At 67.2% G+C, this 19,089-nt stretch carries 22 protein-coding genes and 1 other RNA gene; 10 read left to right on the top strand and 13 right to left on the bottom strand.

What is annotated here, in order from left to right:
* Positions 1-33 precede the first annotated feature (33 nt).
* The 11 genes from DTQ71_RS09745 to DTQ71_RS09700 form a co-directional block, all read right to left on the bottom strand.
* Entirely contained in the window at positions 34-1,143 is a 1,110-nt protein-coding gene (locus DTQ71_RS09745; RefSeq protein WP_146204833.1) for an NUDIX domain-containing protein, read from the bottom strand.
* Entirely contained in the window at positions 1,140-1,601 is a 462-nt protein-coding gene (locus DTQ71_RS23140) for a TrgA family protein (protein ID WP_146204832.1), read from the bottom strand. Before DTQ71_RS23140 ends, DTQ71_RS09745 begins: the two co-directional genes overlap by 4 nt.
* Positions 1,601-2,812: an SAM-dependent methyltransferase gene (locus DTQ71_RS09740; protein WP_109564098.1), complete on the bottom strand. Its 1,212-nt coding sequence runs from the start codon at positions 2,810-2,812 to the stop codon at positions 1,601-1,603. The genes DTQ71_RS23140 and DTQ71_RS09740 overlap by 1 nt, the downstream gene beginning before the upstream one ends.
* A 64-nt stretch (positions 2,813-2,876) precedes the next feature.
* The gene (locus tag DTQ71_RS09735) at positions 2,877-4,292 is read right to left on the bottom strand and encodes a cryptochrome/photolyase family protein (protein WP_172500050.1); all 1,416 of its coding nucleotides are present in this window, start codon (positions 4,290-4,292) and stop codon (positions 2,877-2,879) included.
* 60 nt (positions 4,293-4,352) lie between these two features.
* Positions 4,353-6,104 carry a BCCT family transporter gene (locus DTQ71_RS09730; RefSeq protein ID WP_109564096.1) on the bottom strand — a complete coding sequence of 584 codons (1,752 nt, stop codon included), beginning with the start codon at positions 6,102-6,104 and terminating at the stop codon, positions 4,353-4,355.
* A gap of 40 nt (positions 6,105-6,144) precedes the next feature.
* Positions 6,145-6,567 carry a universal stress protein gene (locus DTQ71_RS09725; RefSeq protein ID WP_109564095.1) on the bottom strand — a complete coding sequence of 141 codons (423 nt, stop codon included), beginning with the start codon at positions 6,565-6,567 and terminating at the stop codon, positions 6,145-6,147.
* A gap of 113 nt (positions 6,568-6,680) precedes the next feature.
* Positions 6,681-7,664, bottom strand: a complete 984-nt coding sequence (acuI, locus tag DTQ71_RS09720) for an acryloyl-CoA reductase (protein WP_109564094.1) — start codon at positions 7,662-7,664, stop codon at positions 6,681-6,683.
* 14 nt (positions 7,665-7,678) lie between these two features.
* Entirely contained in the window at positions 7,679-8,758 is a 1,080-nt protein-coding gene (locus DTQ71_RS09715) for a dimethylsulfoniopropionate demethylase (RefSeq protein ID WP_109564093.1), read from the bottom strand.
* The gene (locus DTQ71_RS09710) at positions 8,755-9,255 is read right to left on the bottom strand and encodes a DinB family protein (protein ID WP_109564092.1); all 501 of its coding nucleotides are present in this window, start codon (positions 9,253-9,255) and stop codon (positions 8,755-8,757) included. The genes DTQ71_RS09715 and DTQ71_RS09710 overlap by 4 nt, the downstream gene beginning before the upstream one ends.
* Positions 9,252-9,896 carry a DUF1326 domain-containing protein gene (locus tag DTQ71_RS09705; RefSeq protein WP_109564190.1) on the bottom strand — a complete coding sequence of 215 codons (645 nt, stop codon included), beginning with the start codon at positions 9,894-9,896 and terminating at the stop codon, positions 9,252-9,254. Before DTQ71_RS09705 ends, DTQ71_RS09710 begins: the two co-directional genes overlap by 4 nt.
* 35 nt (positions 9,897-9,931) lie before the next feature.
* Positions 9,932-10,636 (bottom strand): DUF2182 domain-containing protein, encoded by a 705-nt coding sequence (locus tag DTQ71_RS09700; protein ID WP_245947376.1) that lies wholly within the window; start codon positions 10,634-10,636, stop codon positions 9,932-9,934.
* Positions 10,637-10,718: 82 nt separating this feature from the next.
* Between DTQ71_RS09700 and DTQ71_RS09695 the strand changes: the two genes are divergently transcribed.
* The 10 genes from DTQ71_RS09695 (at position 10,719) to DTQ71_RS09650 (ending at position 17,364) form a co-directional block, all read left to right on the top strand.
* Positions 10,719-11,429, top strand: a complete 711-nt coding sequence (locus DTQ71_RS09695) for a FadR/GntR family transcriptional regulator (protein WP_109564091.1) — start codon at positions 10,719-10,721, stop codon at positions 11,427-11,429.
* A gap of 71 nt (positions 11,430-11,500) precedes the next feature.
* On the top strand, positions 11,501-12,532 hold the full coding sequence (locus DTQ71_RS09690; protein ID WP_109564090.1) for an ABC transporter substrate-binding protein: 1,032 nt from the start codon (positions 11,501-11,503) through the stop codon (positions 12,530-12,532).
* Entirely contained in the window at positions 12,532-13,506 is a 975-nt protein-coding gene (locus tag DTQ71_RS09685; protein WP_109564089.1) for a glycosyltransferase family protein, read from the top strand. The genes DTQ71_RS09690 and DTQ71_RS09685 overlap by 1 nt, the downstream gene beginning before the upstream one ends.
* 87 nt (positions 13,507-13,593) lie before the next feature.
* On the top strand, positions 13,594-13,947 hold the full coding sequence (locus tag DTQ71_RS09680; protein ID WP_170125385.1) for a DUF4345 family protein: 354 nt from the start codon (positions 13,594-13,596) through the stop codon (positions 13,945-13,947).
* Positions 13,947-14,295: a transfer-messenger RNA gene (ssrA, locus tag DTQ71_RS09675) on the top strand. Before DTQ71_RS09680 ends, ssrA begins: the two co-directional genes overlap by 1 nt.
* 186 nt (positions 14,296-14,481) lie before the next feature.
* Positions 14,482-14,997, top strand: coding sequence for an SspB family protein (locus DTQ71_RS09670; protein WP_245947375.1), 516 nt, complete (start codon positions 14,482-14,484; stop codon positions 14,995-14,997).
* A gap of 160 nt (positions 14,998-15,157) precedes the next feature.
* On the top strand, positions 15,158-16,549 hold the full coding sequence (fumC, locus tag DTQ71_RS09665) for a class II fumarate hydratase (RefSeq protein WP_109564088.1): 1,392 nt from the start codon (positions 15,158-15,160) through the stop codon (positions 16,547-16,549).
* A 173-nt stretch (positions 16,550-16,722) separates the two neighbouring features.
* Complete coding sequence (locus DTQ71_RS09660) at positions 16,723-16,896, top strand: DUF4169 family protein (RefSeq protein WP_109564087.1); 174 nt, start codon at positions 16,723-16,725, stop codon at positions 16,894-16,896.
* A complete protein-coding gene (locus DTQ71_RS09655; RefSeq protein WP_109564086.1) occupies positions 16,893-17,123 on the top strand; it encodes a ribbon-helix-helix domain-containing protein in 231 nt (76 codons plus the stop codon). The genes DTQ71_RS09660 and DTQ71_RS09655 overlap by 4 nt, the downstream gene beginning before the upstream one ends.
* Before the next feature lie 94 nt (positions 17,124-17,217).
* Entirely contained in the window at positions 17,218-17,364 is a 147-nt protein-coding gene (locus tag DTQ71_RS09650) for a hypothetical protein (protein WP_245947373.1), read from the top strand.
* A gap of 7 nt (positions 17,365-17,371) precedes the next feature.
* Here DTQ71_RS09650 and aroB read toward each other — a convergent pair whose 3' ends face one another.
* Together aroB and DTQ71_RS09640 are read right to left on the bottom strand one after the other, a co-directional pair.
* Positions 17,372-18,478 (bottom strand): 3-dehydroquinate synthase, encoded by a 1,107-nt coding sequence (gene aroB / locus DTQ71_RS09645; protein ID WP_109564085.1) that lies wholly within the window; start codon positions 18,476-18,478, stop codon positions 17,372-17,374.
* Positions 18,475-19,038, bottom strand: a complete 564-nt coding sequence (locus DTQ71_RS09640) for a shikimate kinase (protein WP_245947402.1) — start codon at positions 19,036-19,038, stop codon at positions 18,475-18,477. Before DTQ71_RS09640 ends, aroB begins: the two co-directional genes overlap by 4 nt.
* Positions 19,039-19,089: the final 51 nt, after the last annotated feature.

Below are 19,089 nucleotides of genomic sequence, written 5' to 3'. Positions count from 1 at the left end.
CCGGATCTGAGCAATCCCGGGTGTAGACCTCGCTCAATCCGCCTTCAACCGCTCCCGGTTCAGCGCGATCCATTGCAGCGACAGGATTAACGGTGCGTTCGCCGCCTCGCCCGTGGCGATCATCGACAGCGCGTGGTCGAGATCGACGAGATGCGAGCGGATGTCCTCGGCCTCGTGGTCGAGCCCGTGAAGCCCGCCCGTGCCCTCCGGCAGATCGGCTAGAGCGACGAAAGAATAGACGATCTGCGCCAGCCCGCCGGGGCTGGGATAATAAGTGGCGACGGGGTGCAGCGCCTCCGGGCCGAGTTCCAGCCCCGCCTCCTCCCGCGCCTCGCGCAGCGCGGTGGAGGCGGCCGTCTCGCCCGCGTCGATCAGCCCGGCGATGGGCTCCAGCATCCAGGGCGCGGCCTCGCCCTTGGCCAGGGCGCCCAGGCGAATTTGTTCGACCATAAGGACGCGGTCGCGGACTGGATCGTAGGGCAGGACCGTCGCGGCATTCGTGACATGGGTCAGCGTGCGATGGATCTGGCCGGAGCGGCTGCCATCGAAATGCGGATGGTCCAGCACCCATTCCTCGACCCGAAGGAAGCCTTCATAGGGGTAATCGACCCGCGCGACCTCGATCCGGCCCGGCGGCGGGCCGCCCACGGTCACGGGGCGGCGGTCTGCTTGCGCCATCAGCATCCCGTGGGCGCGGGCGTGGATCATCGGACGCCGGGCCTGGAGCGCCTCGGGGCTGACCCGCCCATGGGCGCGCATCACCTCCTCGGCGGCGAGGCGGGTGCGGGCGCCATGGCGCTTGATCCAGGCCGCCAGATCCCAAGGCTCGCCGGAGCCGCCCCCGCCGACTTCCCGATAGACCAGGGCCGGGATCGCGCCGTCGCTCTCGACCTCGACGGCTTCGGGGACATAGCCGAACGCGACTTCGTACCAGTCCAGCCGGGCGCGGGCCGCGTCGCTCAGCAGTTCGGTCAGCAGCCCCTCAGCCCGGCCGCCGGGCACGAGCACCGGCCAATCGCCCGCTGCCGCCCGCTCCACATGCCAACCGTCCAGACGGGCTGGACGGCAGGCAACCGGTTCTCCGGCAACGGTTTCAAGCAGATCAGGCCAGCAGAGGGTTCCGAACAGAAAAAGGCGGCTCACTGAAGGGTCCGGCCCGCTACGCCTCCGACCAGGCCGACAACCGCCGCGCCGCCAAACATCGTGCCCAGAACCATCGGGTTGGCGATGGTCATCGCATCGCTCCACATGAAGTCCATCCAGGCCTCGGCCGCCTGCCCGACCTCGGTGTATCTGCTGGTCAGCGAAATCGAGATCATCTTGACGAAGCTGTTCAGGATTAGTCCGCCGATGGTGAGGATGACGGCGCCCCCGATCCCGGCGGTGATCGCCTTGGTTACGGTGGTGCCCCGGTTCGTCGGCCCCGAGACGCGCACGCCAATCACTCTCCAGCCGATGATGAGCCCCGCCAGAGCCACCCATTCCCGGAACCGCCCCACCACCATGCCGTCGGGCAGCGCGTGGACGCGGATGGTCTCGGCCGTCCACCAGGCGAGGGCGGCGAAGAGAAGGGCGGAGATGAGCTTGGCGGGGGTGGGCATCAGCCGGGTTTCCTCACGATCATTTGGATGACGTCGCAGTTGCCGTATTCGAACGCGCCCGCGCAGGAGGTGAGGTAGGTGTTCCACATCCGCCGGAACCGCTCATCGAAGCCCTGGGCCGCGACATCCGCCCAGCGCTCATTAAAACGGTCGAACCAGCGCCGGAGCGTCAGCGAATACCCCTTGGCGATCGAGATCGAGGAGCCCTCGATCAGCCCCGCGCGCCCGATCTCCTCGGTCAGGCGGAAGGGCGCGGCCAGGAAGCCGCCGGGGAAGATGTATTTCTGGATGAAGTCGACCGAGCCGCTGTAGATCTCCCAGCGGCGGTCCGGCACCGTGATGATCTGAAGGCTCGCCTGCCGTCCTGGTCGCAACCGGTCGCGGAGCGTGGCGAAATAGGACGGCCAGTAGCGCTGGCCCACCGCCTCGAACATCTCGATGGAGGCGATCCCGTCATAGATGCCGGTTTCGTCGCGGTAATCCTGAAGCTTGATCTCGACGCGGTCCGACAGCCCCTCGCGCGCCATCCGCTCCACGGCGTAATTGCGCTGCTCCTCGGAGAGCGTCAGGCAGGTGACGCGCAAGCCCCGCTCCTTGGCGGCATATTCGGCGAACCCGCCCCAACCGCAGCCGATCTCCAGGATGTGCTCGCCGGGCGAGACCTCCATCCGGTCGACGATGCTGGCATATTTCGCCATCTGCGCGGCCTCGAGCGATTCTTGTCCGGTCTCGAAGATCCCGGCCGAATATGTCATCGTGTCGTCGAGCCAGAGGCTATAGAAAGAATTTCCAAGATCGTAATGGGCCTGGATGTTCTTCTTCGCCTGCCCCTTGGTGTTGCGCTGCATCCAGAAGCGGAGCTTTTCATAGGCGCGCAGCAGGGCCAGCCCCTTCTGCTGCTGGATCAGGCTGTCCCCCTCCTTGTTGATGAGGTCATAGAGCGCCATCAGGTCCGGGGTGGACCACTGGCCTTCGAGATAGGCATCGGTGAAGCCCAGATCGCCCTCGCGGACGAGGCGGGCGAACACGGTCTCGTCATGGACGACGATCTCCCCCACAGGCCCCGGCTCTCCGCCTTCATGCCGAAAGCGCCGGCCGTCCGGCAGAACGATATCCATGCGCCCGCTCTTGGTGCGCTCCAGCATCTCCCAACAGGATGCGAAATAACGGGGTAGTTTTGTCTGCCCCTCCAGAGATGTGATTACGGTCATGGCTTCCCCCTGGCGTCCTGAATGACGAAAGCATTCAATCCCCTCGCCCGCAAGTTGCGGGGTCTCACTCCGTCGCGTCGCGCTGCGCATATGCGTCAAGCGCGCGCTGCCGCCCCTCCGACAGCCCGACGATCGGGGCCGTAGGGTAGGCGTCACCCGGCCCCATGTCCCAGCTGCGCGGGATGGCGTCGTAGAAGGCCAACGCGTCGGCGTTCTCCGGGCCGGGCAATTCCGCGACCCAGCGGCGGCGATAGCGACCCTTGGGGTCGAACTTCTCGCCCTGGGTCTCGGGGTTGAAGATGCGGAAGAAAGGCGCCGCATCAGGGCCCGAGCCGGCCGCCCATTGCCAGCCCATCGCGTTCGAGGCCGGATCCCAGTCGATCAGGCAATCGGCAAACCAGTCGCAGCCGACGCGCCAATGGGTCATCAGATGCTTGGTCAGGTAGGAGGCGACCAGCATCCGCGCCCGGTTATGCATCCGCCCGGTCACATACATCTCGCGCATTCCGGCATCGACCACCTCGATCCCGGTGCGCCCGCGACGCCAGGCCTCGGCCTGGGCATTGTCGCCGCGCCAGGGGAAGGCGTCCCATTCCGGACGCCAATTGCCCGAGGTCAGATGGGGCGTGTGATAGGCGAGGTGATGGGCGAAATCGCGCCAGACGACCTCCTTCAAAAAGGTCTCCGCCCCGGCCTTGCCCTCCGCCATCGCCCGCTGACCCGCATGCCAGCAGGTGCGGGCGCTGATCTCGCCATAGGTCAGGTTCTCGGAGAGGCCGCTGGTGCCGTCCTCGGCCAGCATGTCGCGGGCGATGTCGTAGCCGTCGATCTTATGGGCGATGAAGGCGCCCAGGCGCGCTTGCGCCGAGCTCTCGCCGACATGGACATGCTGCGCGACCACATCCGCGCCCCGTCGCATGGCGCGGCCCAAATCCCAGTCGTCCAGCGCATCGGTCTCGGGCCAAGCCTCCGGCGCGGGGATGGTCGCGGGCGCGGCCAGCGTCTCGCCCGGGTCACGGTCGCGCACATTCTTCCAGAACGGCGTGTAGACCCTGTAGAAGCCGCCCGAGCCGGTCTCCACGGTCCAGGGCTCGAACAGAACATGGCCGTTGAAGCTCCGCGCCGTCAGGCCATCGCCCCGGAGGGCCTCCTTGACCTCGGTGTCGCGCGCCCGCTCATCGGCGGTGTAGAGCCGGTTCCAGACGACCGTATCCGCGCCCGTCTCGGCGACCAAGCCGCGCAGGGTGTCCAGGGCGGGTCCACGCCGCAGGGTCAGCCGCGATTCGACCGCCTCCAGGGCGGCGGCATGGGCCTCAAGCCCCAGCCCGAGACGCCAGCGCGGAGCGGCGCCCCAGCCCTCGACCACCTGGTCGAGCAGAAAGACGGGAATAATCGGCCGTCCCTGTGCCTTAGCCCAGGTCAGCGCGGGATTATCGCTCAGCCGCAGGTCGCGGCGGATCCAGTAGAGTATCGGTGCCATAGGCCCGATCTAGGGCCGCAGCCCGGAAGGCAAACGGGGGCCCGAAGGCCCCCGCTCCCGTCACTCGGCGGCGACGGTTTCCTTGACCGCGTGTCGCTCGGTCCGCAGTCCCATGAAGATCGCGACGCACATCACCAGAAGCACCGCGCAGAACAGCAGACCGGTCGAGATGACCATGGCCTGAAGGCTCTCGAGACCCGCCGTGCCGGCCGCGCCCAGCAGCAGCACCGCCGCAACCGCGCCCTCGAAGATGCACCAGAAGACACGCTGGACGACCGGCGCGTCGACCTTGCCCCCCGCGGTGATCGTGTCGATCACCAGCGAGCCCGAGTCCGACGAGGTCACGAAGAACACGATGACCAGCACGATGGCCAGCGTCGAGGTGATCGCCGCCAGCGGCAGCTCGCCCAGCATGGCGAACAGAGCGATCTCCGGCTTGTAGCTGGCAATCACGTTTTGGAACACGCTCGACTCGGCCGGACCGCTGACGACCTGGCTGATCGCCGTGCCACCGAAGGTCGCCATCCAGAAGACGCAGACCAGCGACGGGATCAGCAGCACGCAGACCACGAATTCCCGCACGGTGCGGCCGCGCGAGACGCGGGCGATGAACATGCCGACGAAGGGCGACCAGCTGATCCACCAGGCCCAGTAGAACGTCGTCCACCCGTGAAGGAAGCCGGTATCCTCGCGCCCGAACGGGTTCGACAGCGGCACGATATTGGCGGCGTAAGCGGCCAGGCCGCCGAAGAAATCGCCGAGGATCGCGCCAGTCGGCCCGACCAGGAAGACGAAGACCAGCAACAGCGCCGCGAGCACCATGTTGACCTCCGACAGGACCTTCACGCCCCCGTCGAGACCGCGCACGACCGAGATCAGCGCCACGGCGGTGATGCCGGCGATGATGAGAACCAGCAGCCAGGAACTGTCGTTCTCCGCTTCGGCATTGCCCCAGAGGAAGCCCGCGAAGTTGCGCGTGCCCTCTTCGGCCACGCCCGATCCGAACACCTCGGTGAGGCCCGACGCCACCTGCGTCGCGCCGATGCCGAGCGAGGTCGCGAGGCCGAACAAGGTCGCGAACGCCGCGATCGTGTCGATGGCGTTGCCCCAGAAGCCCCAGACACGCTCGCCCAGGAGCGGGTAGAAGGCAGAGCGCAGGGTCAGCGGAAGGCCCTTGTTGTAGGCGAAAAGCGCCAGCGCCAGCGCGACGATCGCGTAGATCGCCCAGGGGTGCAGGCCCCAGTGGAAGATCGTTGCGGCCATCGCCATGGACCGGGCGGCCTCGACCGAGGCCGCATCCTGCACCTCGCCATCGACCACGCCCAAGGGACCGCCCAGCGGATTATCCCCCCAGGGAGAGCCGAAATAGTAGACCGGCTCCAGCACGCCGAAGAACATCAGGCCGATGCCCATGCCCGCCGCGAAGAGCATCGCGAACCAAGCCGGGTAGCTGTAGTCCGGCACCGCCTCGGAGCCGCCCAGCCGCACCGAGCCCCAAGGCGTGACGATGAGCAGCAGCGCGAAGATCACGAAAATGTTCGCGGAAAGAAGGAAGAACCAATCGAACTGGCTCTTGACCCAATTCCGCGTCGCCAGGAAAGTCTCTTTCGACCAGTCGGGGGCAATCAGTGCCAGCAGCACGAAAGCCACGACCAGAACGGCCGAAATGATGAAGACCGGGTTGTGGATGTCCAGCTTGAAGAATCCGACCTGGGGTTCGATGTTGTCTTGACCGATTTCATAATCGGTCTCGATCAGGTCGACCGTGCCTTCTGGCTCCGGGATCGCCTGATCCGATGGTGAATCTGTCATTGAGTACCTCTTCTCTTGGGTCTGCCGCCTGAGTGGTGGCTCAGCCCTGGTCGCGGACGACGAAGACGGAGGCCTTCGAATGTCCGGCGAGCGTGCCCCCATTGGAGGGCCAGATGTAGTCGCTCAGTCCGGGCACATGCGATGCCATGACGATCAGGTCTGCGCCCATCTCGTCGGCGGCCCGCATCAGCTTCCCGTCGAGATCGACGGCCGGATCATTGGCGACGATCATCTTGGCATCGGCCGTGATTCCATGCGCCGCAGCCTGCTCCGACGCGAAGGCGTTGAGCTTCTTCTCGAACTCTTGGGGGGTGTGAGCCAAGCTCCCGGGCGCGTCGCTCGTGACCGATACGTAAGTGACCGGCGCGCCCTCCGACCGCGCCATCACGGCACCCGCCTTCAACGCTTTTTCAAGCGTTTTCAGATGGGCGAGATCGACTGGAATCATGATCCGTTTGAACATGGGGGCTCCTTGGTTGCGCGTCCGCTTCCAGGCCCGCCAGAGGACGGCCCCGGAGGTAGAGGCTAACATGGAATGCCCCAGCCCGCGACCCCGGGGCCGGATCAGGGGGTCGGTCAGGCGTTCAGATCGACCACGACACGGCCGCGCACCTGGCCTTTGAGGATGTCCGCGCCCAACCGTGGCAGGTCCTCCAGGGTCGCCGGGACAACCATCTCTTCCAGCTTCTCCATGGGCAAAAGCTCCGCGATACGGGCCCAGGCGCGCACCCGATTCTCGTAAGGCTGCATGACCGAGTCGATGCCCAACAGGTTCACGCCGCGCAGCAGGAAGGGAATCACCGTCGCGGGCAGCGCCGCGCCACCGGCAAGGCCAACCGCGGCGACCGAGGCGCCGTATTCCATCTGCCCCAGCACACGGGCCAGCATCGCGCCGCCCACCGCGTCGACGCAGCCGCCCCAGGTCTCGGATTCGAGCGGGCGCTTGACCGTCTCCGCCAATTCGGCGCGCGGCACGATCTGCGTCGCGCCCAGGTCGCGCAAATACGCCTCCTGCTCCGGGCGGCCGGTGACCGCGGCGACCTGTTTGCCCATGGCCGCCAACAACGCCACCGCGACCGAGCCGACACCGCCCGCCGCGCCCGTCACCAGCACCGGCCCGGCCTTGAAGCCATGATCCTCCAGGGCCTGCACCGCCAGCATGGAGGTAAAGCCCGCCGTGCCCACCGCCATCGCCTGCCGCGTCGTCAGACCCTCGGGCAACGGCACCAGCCAGTCGGCCCGCACACGCGCCTTCTGGCTGTAGCCGCCCCAATGCGCCTCGCCCACGCGCCAGCCGGTCAGAACGACCTTGTCTCCGGGCGAATAGCGTGGATCGTCAGAGGCTTCCACGGTGCCGCTAAAGTCGATTCCGGGGATATGCGGGTATTTGCGAACGAGGCCACCGCCCGGCCCGATGCACAGCCCGTCCTTGTAGTTGACGGTCGAGTATTCGACCGCGACGGTCACCTCGGCCTCGGGCAGGCGGTCCAACTCCATGTCCTGGACCGACGCGCTGGTCCCATCCTCGGTCTTCTCGACCACCAAAGCTTTGAACGTCATCGCGTATCCTCCTGCTATCGCCAGAATTTCTCTCGCAGCCGACCGCGCTTGGGTCCGTCCTGCGTCTCGATCACGACCTCTTGTCCGGCCGTCCATTTCCGCCCGATCATCCCGATCGCCACGCCGCAGCCGAACTCGATCGACTCCGCCGCGGAGCTCACGACCCCGATCTGACGGTCGCCCACCTTGACCGGCCAGAGCCGCTCGCAGGCGGGCACGGGCTTTTCCATCTCCAGGGCCATCAGCCGCCGGGTGGAGACATGCCGCTTGAGCGCCGCGCCCCCGATGCAGTCAAACCGCTGCACGTACTTTTCGAGCCCGACCTCGAAGGGCGTGTCCGCATCGGTGATGTCGTTGCCGTAGGAGAGCATGCCGCCCTCGATCCGCTCGATCAGGTTGGGGCAACCGGCGCGGACGTCCAGATCCCGCCCCGCCTCGAAGAGCGCCTCCCAGAGCGGCATCGCATGGCGCTGCTCTTCGACATAGATCTCAAAGCCGCCCTGCTTGGAATAGCCGGTCCGGCTGACGATCAACTCTGTATCCTGAAACGGCAGCCTTTTAAACCGGAAGAACCGGATGCTCCGCACCTCTTCGCCGAAAACCCGCGCCGCGAGGTCGTCGGATTTCGGACCCTGCACGGCCAAGGGCTGGCAATCGACCTCGCGCACATAGGCGTCATAGCCCCCCGCCTCGACCATCCCCTCGATCCAGAGCCGCAGCTCTCCATCGGCGAGGCTGACCCACCAGACGCCGGGACGGGGGCGCAGCGCGACCGGGTCGTTGAGCATCCCGCCATTGCGGTTGCAGATCGGAACATAGGCGCAGCGATCCGCGGCGAGGCCGTCCAGATCGCGGGGCGTGAGGCGCTGCATGACCTGATCCGCATGGGGTCCACCGATCTCCACCTGCCGCTCGCAGGCGACGTCCCAGACCTGGACCGCGCGCTTGAGATGCGCGCAATCGATGGCGGGGCCGCCGAAAGAGGCAGGCAACATCATGCGGTTATACACCGTATAGGCCTTGCACCCGGCCGCATCGGTGGCATCGGTCCACCACGTCCGGCGGACCCGGTTGGACCGGGCGAGTTCGGTCATGTGGCGGCCGGCATGAAAGGAATGTCGGTGACCGGGGTCTCGCGCCCCATGGCGGTAAGCATGGCGTGCATCTGCCCGCGATGATGGGTCGCGTGGTTGAACAAATGTGTGACGACCTCTGCCAGCGGCGCGCGCATGTCCCCCGCGAGGACCGAGACCCATTCCAGGTCGCCTCGAAGATCCGCATCCCGCAGCCCAGCCGCCCAGCGGGACAGATCCGCGTCCGCCTTGGCCCGCTGCGCCGCCCAGTCGGCGCGCGTCGCCGCGATGTCCAGGCCCACCCCGCTCGCCGCCGGCGCCTGTCCGCCGCCCAGGCGCGACAGCCAGATCTTGTCGGCCCACAGGATATGGTTTGCGGTGACCCCCAACGACTTGAAGAAGGCCCCGCGATCGGCCCACCAATCGGCTTCGGAGAGGTCGGCGGTCAACGCCGCGTAGGACGCGTTCTGCCAGGCCGCGTAGCGCGCCATCATCCGAACCCAATCGGCACCGATCACCGCGGCACCTCGGGACCCGACCAGTCGATCTGGCAGATCTCGGCCGAGCGGCCATCGAAATCCCACACCCGGCCAAAGGCGCGTACCCGGCCCTTGGTGGCGGTGGCGACGGTGATGTCCGCGCCCATCCAATACTCGGTATTGGTGGCGACGATGTCGCGCTCCCGGTCCTTGCCCTTCACCGGCACGACCTCGCCCTGGATCTTCTTGCCCACCATCAGCCGCCGGGTCTTGCCTTCGGTCTCATAGCTGATCGTCGCGCGCTCGGCCCCCAGGAACTCGCTGACAAGCAACTTGAACAACCCGGTGGTTCCCTTTGCCCGGCCGGAGAAAATCTCGATCAGGCCGAGATAGGCCGCTTGGCTCGCGCGATCGTCGATAAAGGCCGCGGCCTTCCAGTTACCCCGCGCCATCAGCCCCGGGATTTCCAGCAGCAGCCCGACATTGAGACCGGAGAGGTCCGCGTCGCCGTAATGCCCCTCGTCGATGCGGATGCCGGACCAGGCCTGGCAATAGCCCTCGGTCGGGGCGTGCTTGCCCAGGGACACGACGCAGGGGCAGAACACGGTGCAGTTGCAGTTCAGGATCAGTTCGCCCTTGATCGCCCAGGGCGTCTGCGCACCGCCCGTCCTGGGCTGCATCCGGCTCGACACCACAGGCGCCGCGATCTTCACACTCATATCCATCCTCCGATCAGAAAGCCCGCGCCGCCCAGGCAGCCGAGCGCGATTGCGACCGGGACAGCGCGTCCCGTAGTCAGTTTTTCCAGCGTCATCAATACGGTGGCCAGCGCCATGAAGCCCAGGCTCATCGCGCCGCCGATGAGCCCCAGCGCCATCAGCGCCCAGCAGCAACCCAGGCAGACCGCGCCCAGGCGCAGCCCCATGCGCCAGGGGCCCGCATCCCAGTGCTGCATGAAGAAGGTAAGCGGTTGGCGGCACTTGCTGAGGCACGCCTCTTTCAGGGGCGAGATTTGATAGGCCGCAGCCAAGATCAGCAGGAGCGGCGCCAGCCATGGCGCGTCAACGCGGTCGCCCACCGCCATCTGCACGAGGGCGGCCATCGCCGAAAACCCCACCCAGACAGTGATATAGCCCCCGACAAGCGCGCCGCCGCCGCGCAAACCCTGCGCCGTCGCGATCTCGTCATGGGTAGCGAAGGCCGGGAGCGCCGTCGGCAGCATCATCGCCGCTGACATGATCAGCCACATCGCCAGCAGACCAAACGCCGTCGCCTCTCCGGCGGGGGTGAGACAGAGGTCGCGCAGGGCGCTCGCGAAGGTGCCAGGGGCCGACATCGACCAGACCAGCGCCCAGGCCGCCAGCAGCCCGGCATAGAGCGCCAGCCAATGCGGCGCGGTCATGCGGGACAGATGACGCATCGAGCCCTCCCCGGCCTTGTGCGACGTGACACTCTCGCGTATCCGAATGTCAGACCTTAAATTGTCTGACAATAGAAAACTGATGCCCTCCACGCCCCTCTCCACGGACATCTCCGAGCAGATCGCGGCCCGTATCGCGTCGGGCGATCTCGTGGCCGATGACCGGCTGCCCTCGGAAGCGGAGTTGGCGGCGCAATTCGACTGTTCCCGCGCGACCGTGCGGGAGGCGCTGAAGCGGCTCGCCGCCCGCAACCTGATCCGCACCAAGCGGGGCAACACGGGCGGCGCCTTCGTCAATCGGCTCACCTTCGAGGCCGCCATCGAGAGCCATGTCGCCACCTCGACCCTGCTGCTGTCGATGAACGCCGTCGATTTCGAGACCGCCGCCGAGGCGCGCTTCGCGCTGGAGCGGGCCTGCGCCGATCTCGCCTGCGCCAACCATGTCCCCGCCGATCTGACCGCGATGCGCGACGCCCTGACCCGTCTCACGCAGCCTTGCGACGACGTGGCTTTCTGCGCGGCCGACGTGGCCTTTCATCGGGCCTTCGTCGATGCCGCGCATAACCCGGTTCTCTCCTATCAGCTTGCAGGGGCCGTCGAGGCGATGCAGCCGCTGATGAACATGATCACCTTCCCCGACCGCGACCGCACGGAAATCGCCGCGCTCTACCGCCGACTCGCAAATGCCGTGCGCGCCCGAGATGCGGGCGAGGCGTGCCATATTCTGACCGAGTTGGAGGCACAGATGGTCGCGCTTTTCCACCGCGGACAGGTCCGGCGCGAACGGCGCTGAGCGCCCATTGCGGCGCCTCCGCGTCAGCCCTAGATTGCGCGGCAAAACAAGGTCCAACACGGGAGAGACCGATGACCCTGAAAGCCACCCTGCTGGGCGGGGCCGCGACCCTGATCGCCCTGCCCGCCGCCGCGCAGATGACCGTCTTCGACTATGCGGGCTTCGAGGATCCCGCCTTCCATGCCGAGTATGTCGAAAAGCACGGTGAGAGCCCCAGCTTCGCCTTCTTCGGCGACGAAGACGAGGCGTTTCAAAAGCTGTCCTCCGGCTTCCGCGCCGACGTGACCCATATCTGCGCCGGGTCGGTCAACAAGTTCGTCGATTCGGGCATCGTCGAGCCCTGGGATCTGTCTCTGATCCCCGAATGGGCCAACCTCAGCACCGACCTGACCGGCACCGAGGTCGACACAAACGAGGACGTGTTCTTCCTGCCGGTCGATTACGGCTCCACCGCGATCGCCTACAATGCCGAGGACGTCCCGGCCGAGGACGTCGCCACCCTGAACGTCTTCACCAACCCCAAATATGCGGGCCGCATGGCGCTGCCGGACAATGTCGACGACGCTTATGCGCTGGCCTATCTCGCAACCGGCACGACCGACTGGTCCGCGGCCACCGACGCGCAGTTCGAGGCCGCCTCGGCCTGGCTGCGGGAGGTGCACCCGAACCTGCGCACCTACTGGACCGATCCGGCCGAGCTGTCGCAGCTGCTGGCCTCCGGCGAGGTGCTAGTGAGCTGGGCGTGGAACGAGACGCTGCCCACCATGGTCGAGGAAGGCTTCCCGATCGGCTTCCAGCGCGAGGCGGCCGAAGGCTCGTCGCTGTGGCTCTGCGGCTATGTGAACATGCGCGAGGGCGAGGGCGAGGAGCAGCTGGCCTACGACTACGTCAACGCGATGCTCGCCCCCTCCGCGACCGTGCCGCTGCTTGAGGCGGGCTACGGCCAGTCGAACCAGGCGGCGATGGCCAGCCAGGGCGAAGAGGCGCTGGTCGCCGCCGGCCTGGGCCAGATCGACGCGCCGGTGCTGGCGCAGCTGCCGATGGACGCGGCTCTGCGGGAAAAGCAGAACGAGACCTTCGAGCGCATCAAGGCCGGCTTTTGATGACCCTTGCGCGGCCGGAGGCTCCGGCCGCGCAGACCCGCCTGCGCAAATGGTATTTCTGCGCCAACGACGGCGCGCTGGGCGGGGATAATTTCCGGCTGCTGCGGGCGGCGATCCACTCCTGCCTGCGGCACACCGACCTGCTGCCCCATTGCCTCTATGTCGGCCGCACGCGGCCCGCGCTGGACAAACTGCGGGAGATGGGCGTGACGGTGATCCGCCACATGCCGTCTTTAGAGCCCGAGCTGCGCCGTGCTTATGGCGCCGATTACGAGACCTTCGCGGGCCATTGGCTGCGGCTGGACATCCCCCGGATCGAGACCGAGGACGCGGTCGTCCTCTACACCGATATCGATGTGCTCTTCCGCCCGCTCCCGCCGCGTCTCGCGCGCCCGCGCCTGCTGGCCGTGGCGCCCGAGCGGTGGCGGGCCGCGCGCAGTCATTTCAATTCCGGTGTGATGCTGATGAACCTCGACGGGCTGCGCGGGGTGGATGACGCCTTTCGCGCCGCCATCCGAGCGCGGCTCGCGGGCGATTTCACCTGGCCCACCCACGACCAGGCCAGCTTCAACGCCTTCTTTCGCGGCCGGACGGATCCGCTGCCGCTGGAGATGAACTGGAAGCCCTATTGGGGCGTCGGGCCCGAGACTGGGATCGTCCATTTCCACGGCCCCAAACCCCGCATCGCGGCCGCCCTCGCGCAAAACGGCCCTGCCGGGCTGGACCCGACGCAGGCGCGGCTGCACGCCTTGGCCCCGGCGGCCTATGCGCATTACGGCGCGCTCTATCGCAGCGAGCTTGCGGAGCCGCCGGCCACCGGCGATGCCCCGCCGGTCTATGTCGTCGATGACGGCGGCCCGACAACCGAACCCGCACTGCGGGCGGTCCTGCGCGATGCACGCCATTGGGCGGAGGACGGGCTGCGCGCCGGGCTTGGACGCCTTCGAGAGATTCGGAGCGCCCGCCGCGTCTGAGCCCCGGCGGGGAACCCACCCCCCGCCCCTCCGTGTTGCATAGCCAAAGCAAGCCGCCCGCGCGGCCCCCTATTTGCGGAGAGACGGATGGACCTGATCAACATGCTTCTCGCGATCGTCACGATCGGCTTCGGCACGGCCGGATGGCTGGCCCCGGCCTGGACGATGGAAAAGGTCGGCCTCGCCGATACCGGCAGCACCATGGGCTATTCAGAGATCCGGGCCGCGTCCGGGGCGCTCTTCGTGGTGGCGGGGCTGGCGACGCTGTTCCTCGCCTCGCCCATATCCTACGCGATGCTGGGCTTCGTCTGGTTGGGCGGCGCGCTGGGCCGCGTCACCTCGCTGCTGATGGACGGCACGACCGCGCGCAAATGGACCTTCTTCGGCACCGAGATCGTGGTCGGCCTGATGCTGGTTCTCGGCAATCTCTGGTTGGCCTGACCCTTGATCCCCGGGACGCGCTCCCCTACCTAACGGGTGTCCCCTCGGGGACTATGGCGATAAACGCACCTGTAATAAGCGGCTCGGACCCGGGGGCGGTACCCGGCGGCTCCACCAAGATCCTCGTTGGGGACATTTGGGGCCGAAATAGGATCGACGAACGTCTAAAGAGGCCAGCTTTCGCTCGGTGAGGTACCACCGTTATCGGTCCGAAACGTACAGTTGCCAACGACAACCGTGCTCCGGTGGCGATGGCTGCGTAAGCAGTCGGATCTACCGAAACTTAAGTCCTTGCGCCTAGCAGTGTAAGGCGGGGTTCGCAGGCACCTGGCAACAGAAGCCTGCACTTCCTTCCCCATTTCCATCGCCCAGCCGCGCGGCCCCGCGCCCTCCGCTTCGGCGCGATTCGGCGATCCGCCATGGCGTGCGCACCAGTAAGGATGCGCCCCACCGCCACCTTCTGGCCCGGACGGGATTTCCGTCCCGGCGCGGCGCGGGGCCTTGTCCCCTCCCCGCGCCTCTGTTCTATCTTGGATGACGGCACTTCGGGGGCTGACCATGGCGGACTGGCAAAGCATCGACTACGGCGCGAGGATGCATGACGCGATGCGCGGGCTGATCGCGGATCTCCTGCGTCGGGTCGCGGCCGAGGGGCTGCCCGGCGAACATCACTTCTTCATCTCCTTCGACACCCGCCATCCCGGGGTCGAGATCGCCGACTGGCTGCGCGACCGCTATCCCGAGGACATGACCATTGTGCTCCAGCACTGGTTCGACGGGCTGGAAGTCGAGGACGACCGGTTCTCGGTCACGCTGAATTTCGGCGACAGCCCCGAGACCCTGGTCGTGCCGCTGCGCGCGCTCCGCACCTTCGTCGACCCCTCGGTCGAGTTCGGCCTCCGCTTCGAGGAACAGGACGCGGACCGCGACGACGAGATGGACGACATGGACGAGGAGGCGCCCTTCGCCGACCTCTCCGACGAACCCGAGGAAGAGCCCCGGCCGCGCCACGAGGCCGAAGTCGTCAGCCTCGACAAGTTCCGCAAATAGCCGCCCACGGCGCCACGCCCCCCGCCTCTCACGTCGCGCACCGGCCCGGCTGCGCGCCCTCCGGCTATGTCCGCGAAAGGCCCATCCGTTAGCGCCACCGCCCGTGGACGCCCCCTGACCCCTGGGCTAAACCCGGTCCCGGACAGACCAGGAGCGCCCCATGAGCACCCGCACCGAAACCGACAGCTTCGGACCGCTGGAGGTCCCCTCCGACAAGTATTGGGGCGCGCAGACGCAGCGCTCGATCATGAACTTCCCCATCGGGTGGGAGCGTCAGCCGGTCGCCATCATCCGCGCCCTGGGCGCGATCAAGAAGGCGGCGGCCATCGTCAACGAAGACTTCGGCGATCTGGACGCGGACCGCGCAAAGGCCATTCAGCAGGCCGCGCAAGAGGTCATCGACGGTAAGTTCGACGACAACTTCCCCCTCGTCGTCTGGCAGACCGGCTCGGGCACGCAGTCGAACATGAACGCCAACGAGGTCATCGCCAACCGCGCGATCGAGATCATGGGCGGCACCATCGGCTCCAAGGACCCGGTGCACCCCAACGACCATTGCAACATGGGCCAGTCGTCCAACGACACCTTCCCCACCGCGATGCATGTCGCCATCGGCATGATGGCCCGCGACACGCTGCTGCCCGGCCTGCGCAAGCTCCACGCCGCGCTGGAGGTGAAATCCGAGGAATTCAAGGACATCATCAAGATCGGCCGCACCCACACCCAGGACGCGACGCCGCTCACGCTTGGCCAGGAGTTCGGCGGCTACGCCCATCAGGTCGCCAAGGGAATCGAGCGGGTCGAGGCTTGCCTGCCGGACATCTACGAGCTGGCCCAGGGCGGCACGGCGGTGGGCACGGGGCTGAACACCCGCAAGGGCTTCGCCGAGAAGGTCGCCGCCGAGATCGCTTCGATCACCGGCCTGCCCTTCGTCACCGCGCCCAACAAGTTCGAGTCGCTCGCCGCCCATGACGCCATGGTGATGTTTTCCGGCGCTCTCAAGACCGTCGCCGCGAGCCTCTTCAAGATCGCCAACGACATGCGCCTGCTGGGCTCCGGCCCCCGCTCCGGCCTGGGCGAGCTGATCCTGCCGGAGAACGAGCCCGGTTCCTCGATCATGCCCGGCAAGGTCAACCCGACCCAGGCGGAAGCGCTGACGATGGTCTGCGCCCATGTCATGGGCAACGACGCCGCCGTCGGCTTCGCCGGCAGCCAGGGCCATTTCGAGCTGAACGTCTACAACCCGATGATGAGCTATAACGTGCTCCAATCGATGCAGCTTCTGGGCGATGCGGCCGGCAGCTTCACCGACAACATGGTCGTCGGCACTCAGGCGAATGTGGAGCGGATCGACAAGCTGATGAAGGAATCGCTGATGCTCGTCACGGCGCTGGCCCCCACCATCGGCTATGACAACGCCACCAAGGTCGCCAAGACCGCCCACAAGAACGGCACGACGCTGAAGGAAGAGGCCATCGCCCTGGGCCTCGTCGACGAGGAGACCTTCGACCGCGTGGTCCGGCCGGAGCTGATGATCGGCCCAAAGGACTGACCCACGGCCGCCCAAGGCCATCGCCCGCAGGCCGGTCCGGAGGATTGATCCGGGCCGGCCGTTCCGCCAGCCAGTGCAGGCTTTTTGAGCGCGGTGGCTCTGGTCCGGGCTGGATCGCCGAGACACGCAGGCACTACCTAGCCGCGCGCGCCGGACGCCCCTAAAGTTCCCGCATGTCCAAGGTCGTCAATCTCCGCCAAGCCCGTAAGCAGCGCGCCCGCGCCGAAAAGGCCGCGCAGGCCGACGCCAATGCCGCGCGCCACGGGCGCAGCAAAGCCGCGCGGGAGCTCGAAAAGACCACGGCGGAAAAGGCGCGGCGCGACCTCGACGGGCATCGCCTGGAATGAGCGACGCCCGCCCCCGAAAACGCTCCCTGACGCTCGACGGCCACCGCACGAGCGTGTCTCTGGAGGACGCGTTCTGGGTCGCCTTCGTCGACATGGCCCGGGAGGAGGGCCTGTCCGTCAACGCCCTCGCCGCCCGGATCGACCGGGAACGCGGGGTCTCCGCCGGTCTCGCCTCCGCGATCCGGGTCGCGGTGCTGCGGCGGCTCCAGGCATTAGCCGATCGTTAACCCCAATGCGCGATAACGGGCGCATGGATCCCTTGCTCTCCAAACGCCAGGCGCATTGGCTCAACGCCGTGTTCTCCGCCAAGGCGGCGCGACCGTGCGCCGCTCGCTCCGAGATATCGAGGCGATGGTGACGCGGCAGGTTTTCCTGGCCGCGATCCGCCGCCGCGGATGGACGGCGGTGAAGAATGGCGGTCAGATCGTGGTGTTCTGCAACCGAGAGTCGATCCGCCGCGTCGTCTGAAGAGCTTTCAACGAAAGCTCTTGGCCGACCGTTCGAGCACGTCGATCACCGCCGCGCGCGGCACCGCATCGGTCACGAAGGCATCGCCTATTCCCCGCGCGAGAATGAAACGCAGCCGGCCCGCCACGACCTTCTTGTCCTGCCCCATCAGATCCAGCAGCGCTTCCGGCCCGGGCAACTCCCCCGGGATGTCGCTCAGATCTCGCAACATTCCCATCTCCTGGAGATGCCCGCGCACCCGACTCGGCGCCTCCTGCGAGCACAGATCCAGCCGCGCCGAGAGGTCGAAGGCCAGAGCGCAGCCCACGGCGACGCCCTCGCCATGGAGCAGCCGGTCGGAATAGCCCGTCGCCGCCTCCAGCGCGTGGCAGAACGTGTGCCCGAGGTTCAGCAGCGCCCGATCCCCGCGCTCCGTCTCGTCGCGCACGACGATATCGGCCTTCATCTGGACCGACCGCCGCACCGCCTCGACCCGTAGGCCCACATCGCTGGCCAGACGCGGCCCGTTCTGTTCGAGCCAAGCGAAGAACCGTTCGTCGCCGAGCAGCCCGTATTTCGCGACCTCTCCATAGCCCGCCAGGAAATCGCGCGGCGTCAGCGTCTCCAGCACCTCCACGTCGGCCAGAACCAGGCTGGGCTGATGGAACGCGCCGACCAGATTCTTGCCGTGCCGCGTGTTGATCCCGGTCTTGCCGCCGACCGACGAATCGACCTGCGCCAGAAGCGTCGTCGGCACCTGAACGAAGCGCACCCCTCGCCGCAGGATCGCCGCCGCGAATCCCACGAGATCGCCGATCACCCCGCCGCCCAGGGCCACGACAACGTCGCCCCGTTCGCAGCGGCCATCGAGCAGCCACTCCACCACGCGGGTCAGGTTGGCCCAATCCTTCGTCCCCTCCCCAGGCGGGAGGACCAGAACCTCGGCCGAGATGCCGCCGAGCCCCGTGCGAAACGCGTCCAAATGCAGCGCCGCGACCCGCGACTCAGTCACCACGAAGACCCGGGGCCGCGACAGAAGCGGCGCGATCCGAGTCTCTGCCTGGGCGAGCAGGCCAGGCCCCACGAGCACGTCATAGGCCCGCGCCCCGAGCGGCACATGCACCGTTTCGATCATTGCACCACACCCGCCTTGCGCAGCGCGTCTTCGACCCGCGCCGCCATGTCGGCGATGGAATACTCCGGCGCCGCATCGACCGCCAGCGCGGCCTTGGCATAGAAGGGCTCCCGCGCGGCCATCAGTTCGTTCAGCGTCCGGCGCGGATTGTCCGTGCGCAGCAAGGGCCGCGAATTGCGGTTGCGCACCCGCGACCAGAGCAAGGGCTCGGACGCGCGCAGCCAGACCGACAGCCCGTGCGCCGCGATCGCGTCCCGATTCTCTGCGCGCAGAAAGGCCCCGCCGCCGGTGGACAGCACGCCGGGCCCCTGCTCCAGCAGGCGGCGCAGCACTTCGCTCTCGCGTGCGCGGAAAAACGCCTCACCATCGCGCGCGAAGATCTCGGCGATGGACATGCGCGCCGCCGCCACCAGGGCTTCGTCCGTGTCGCGGAACGGCACGCCAAGCCGTTCGGCCAGGGCCATCCCGACCGACGTCTTGCCGCATCCCGGCATTCCCACCAATACGACCGGCACGGTCAGACCCGTTCCAGCCTGCTGCCTCTCGCCCACATCCGTCATGCCCTTTGAATGGACGGTTGCGCCCCGGATTGCCATCGCTATCTCCGGCGG

The organism is Jannaschia seohaensis (genome assembly GCF_900116765.1).
GTDB lineage: Bacteria > Pseudomonadota > Alphaproteobacteria > Rhodobacterales > Rhodobacteraceae > Jannaschia > Jannaschia seohaensis.
The sequence above is the reverse complement of the archived record's forward strand: the minus strand, read 5'-3'. Positions and strand labels throughout refer to the sequence as shown.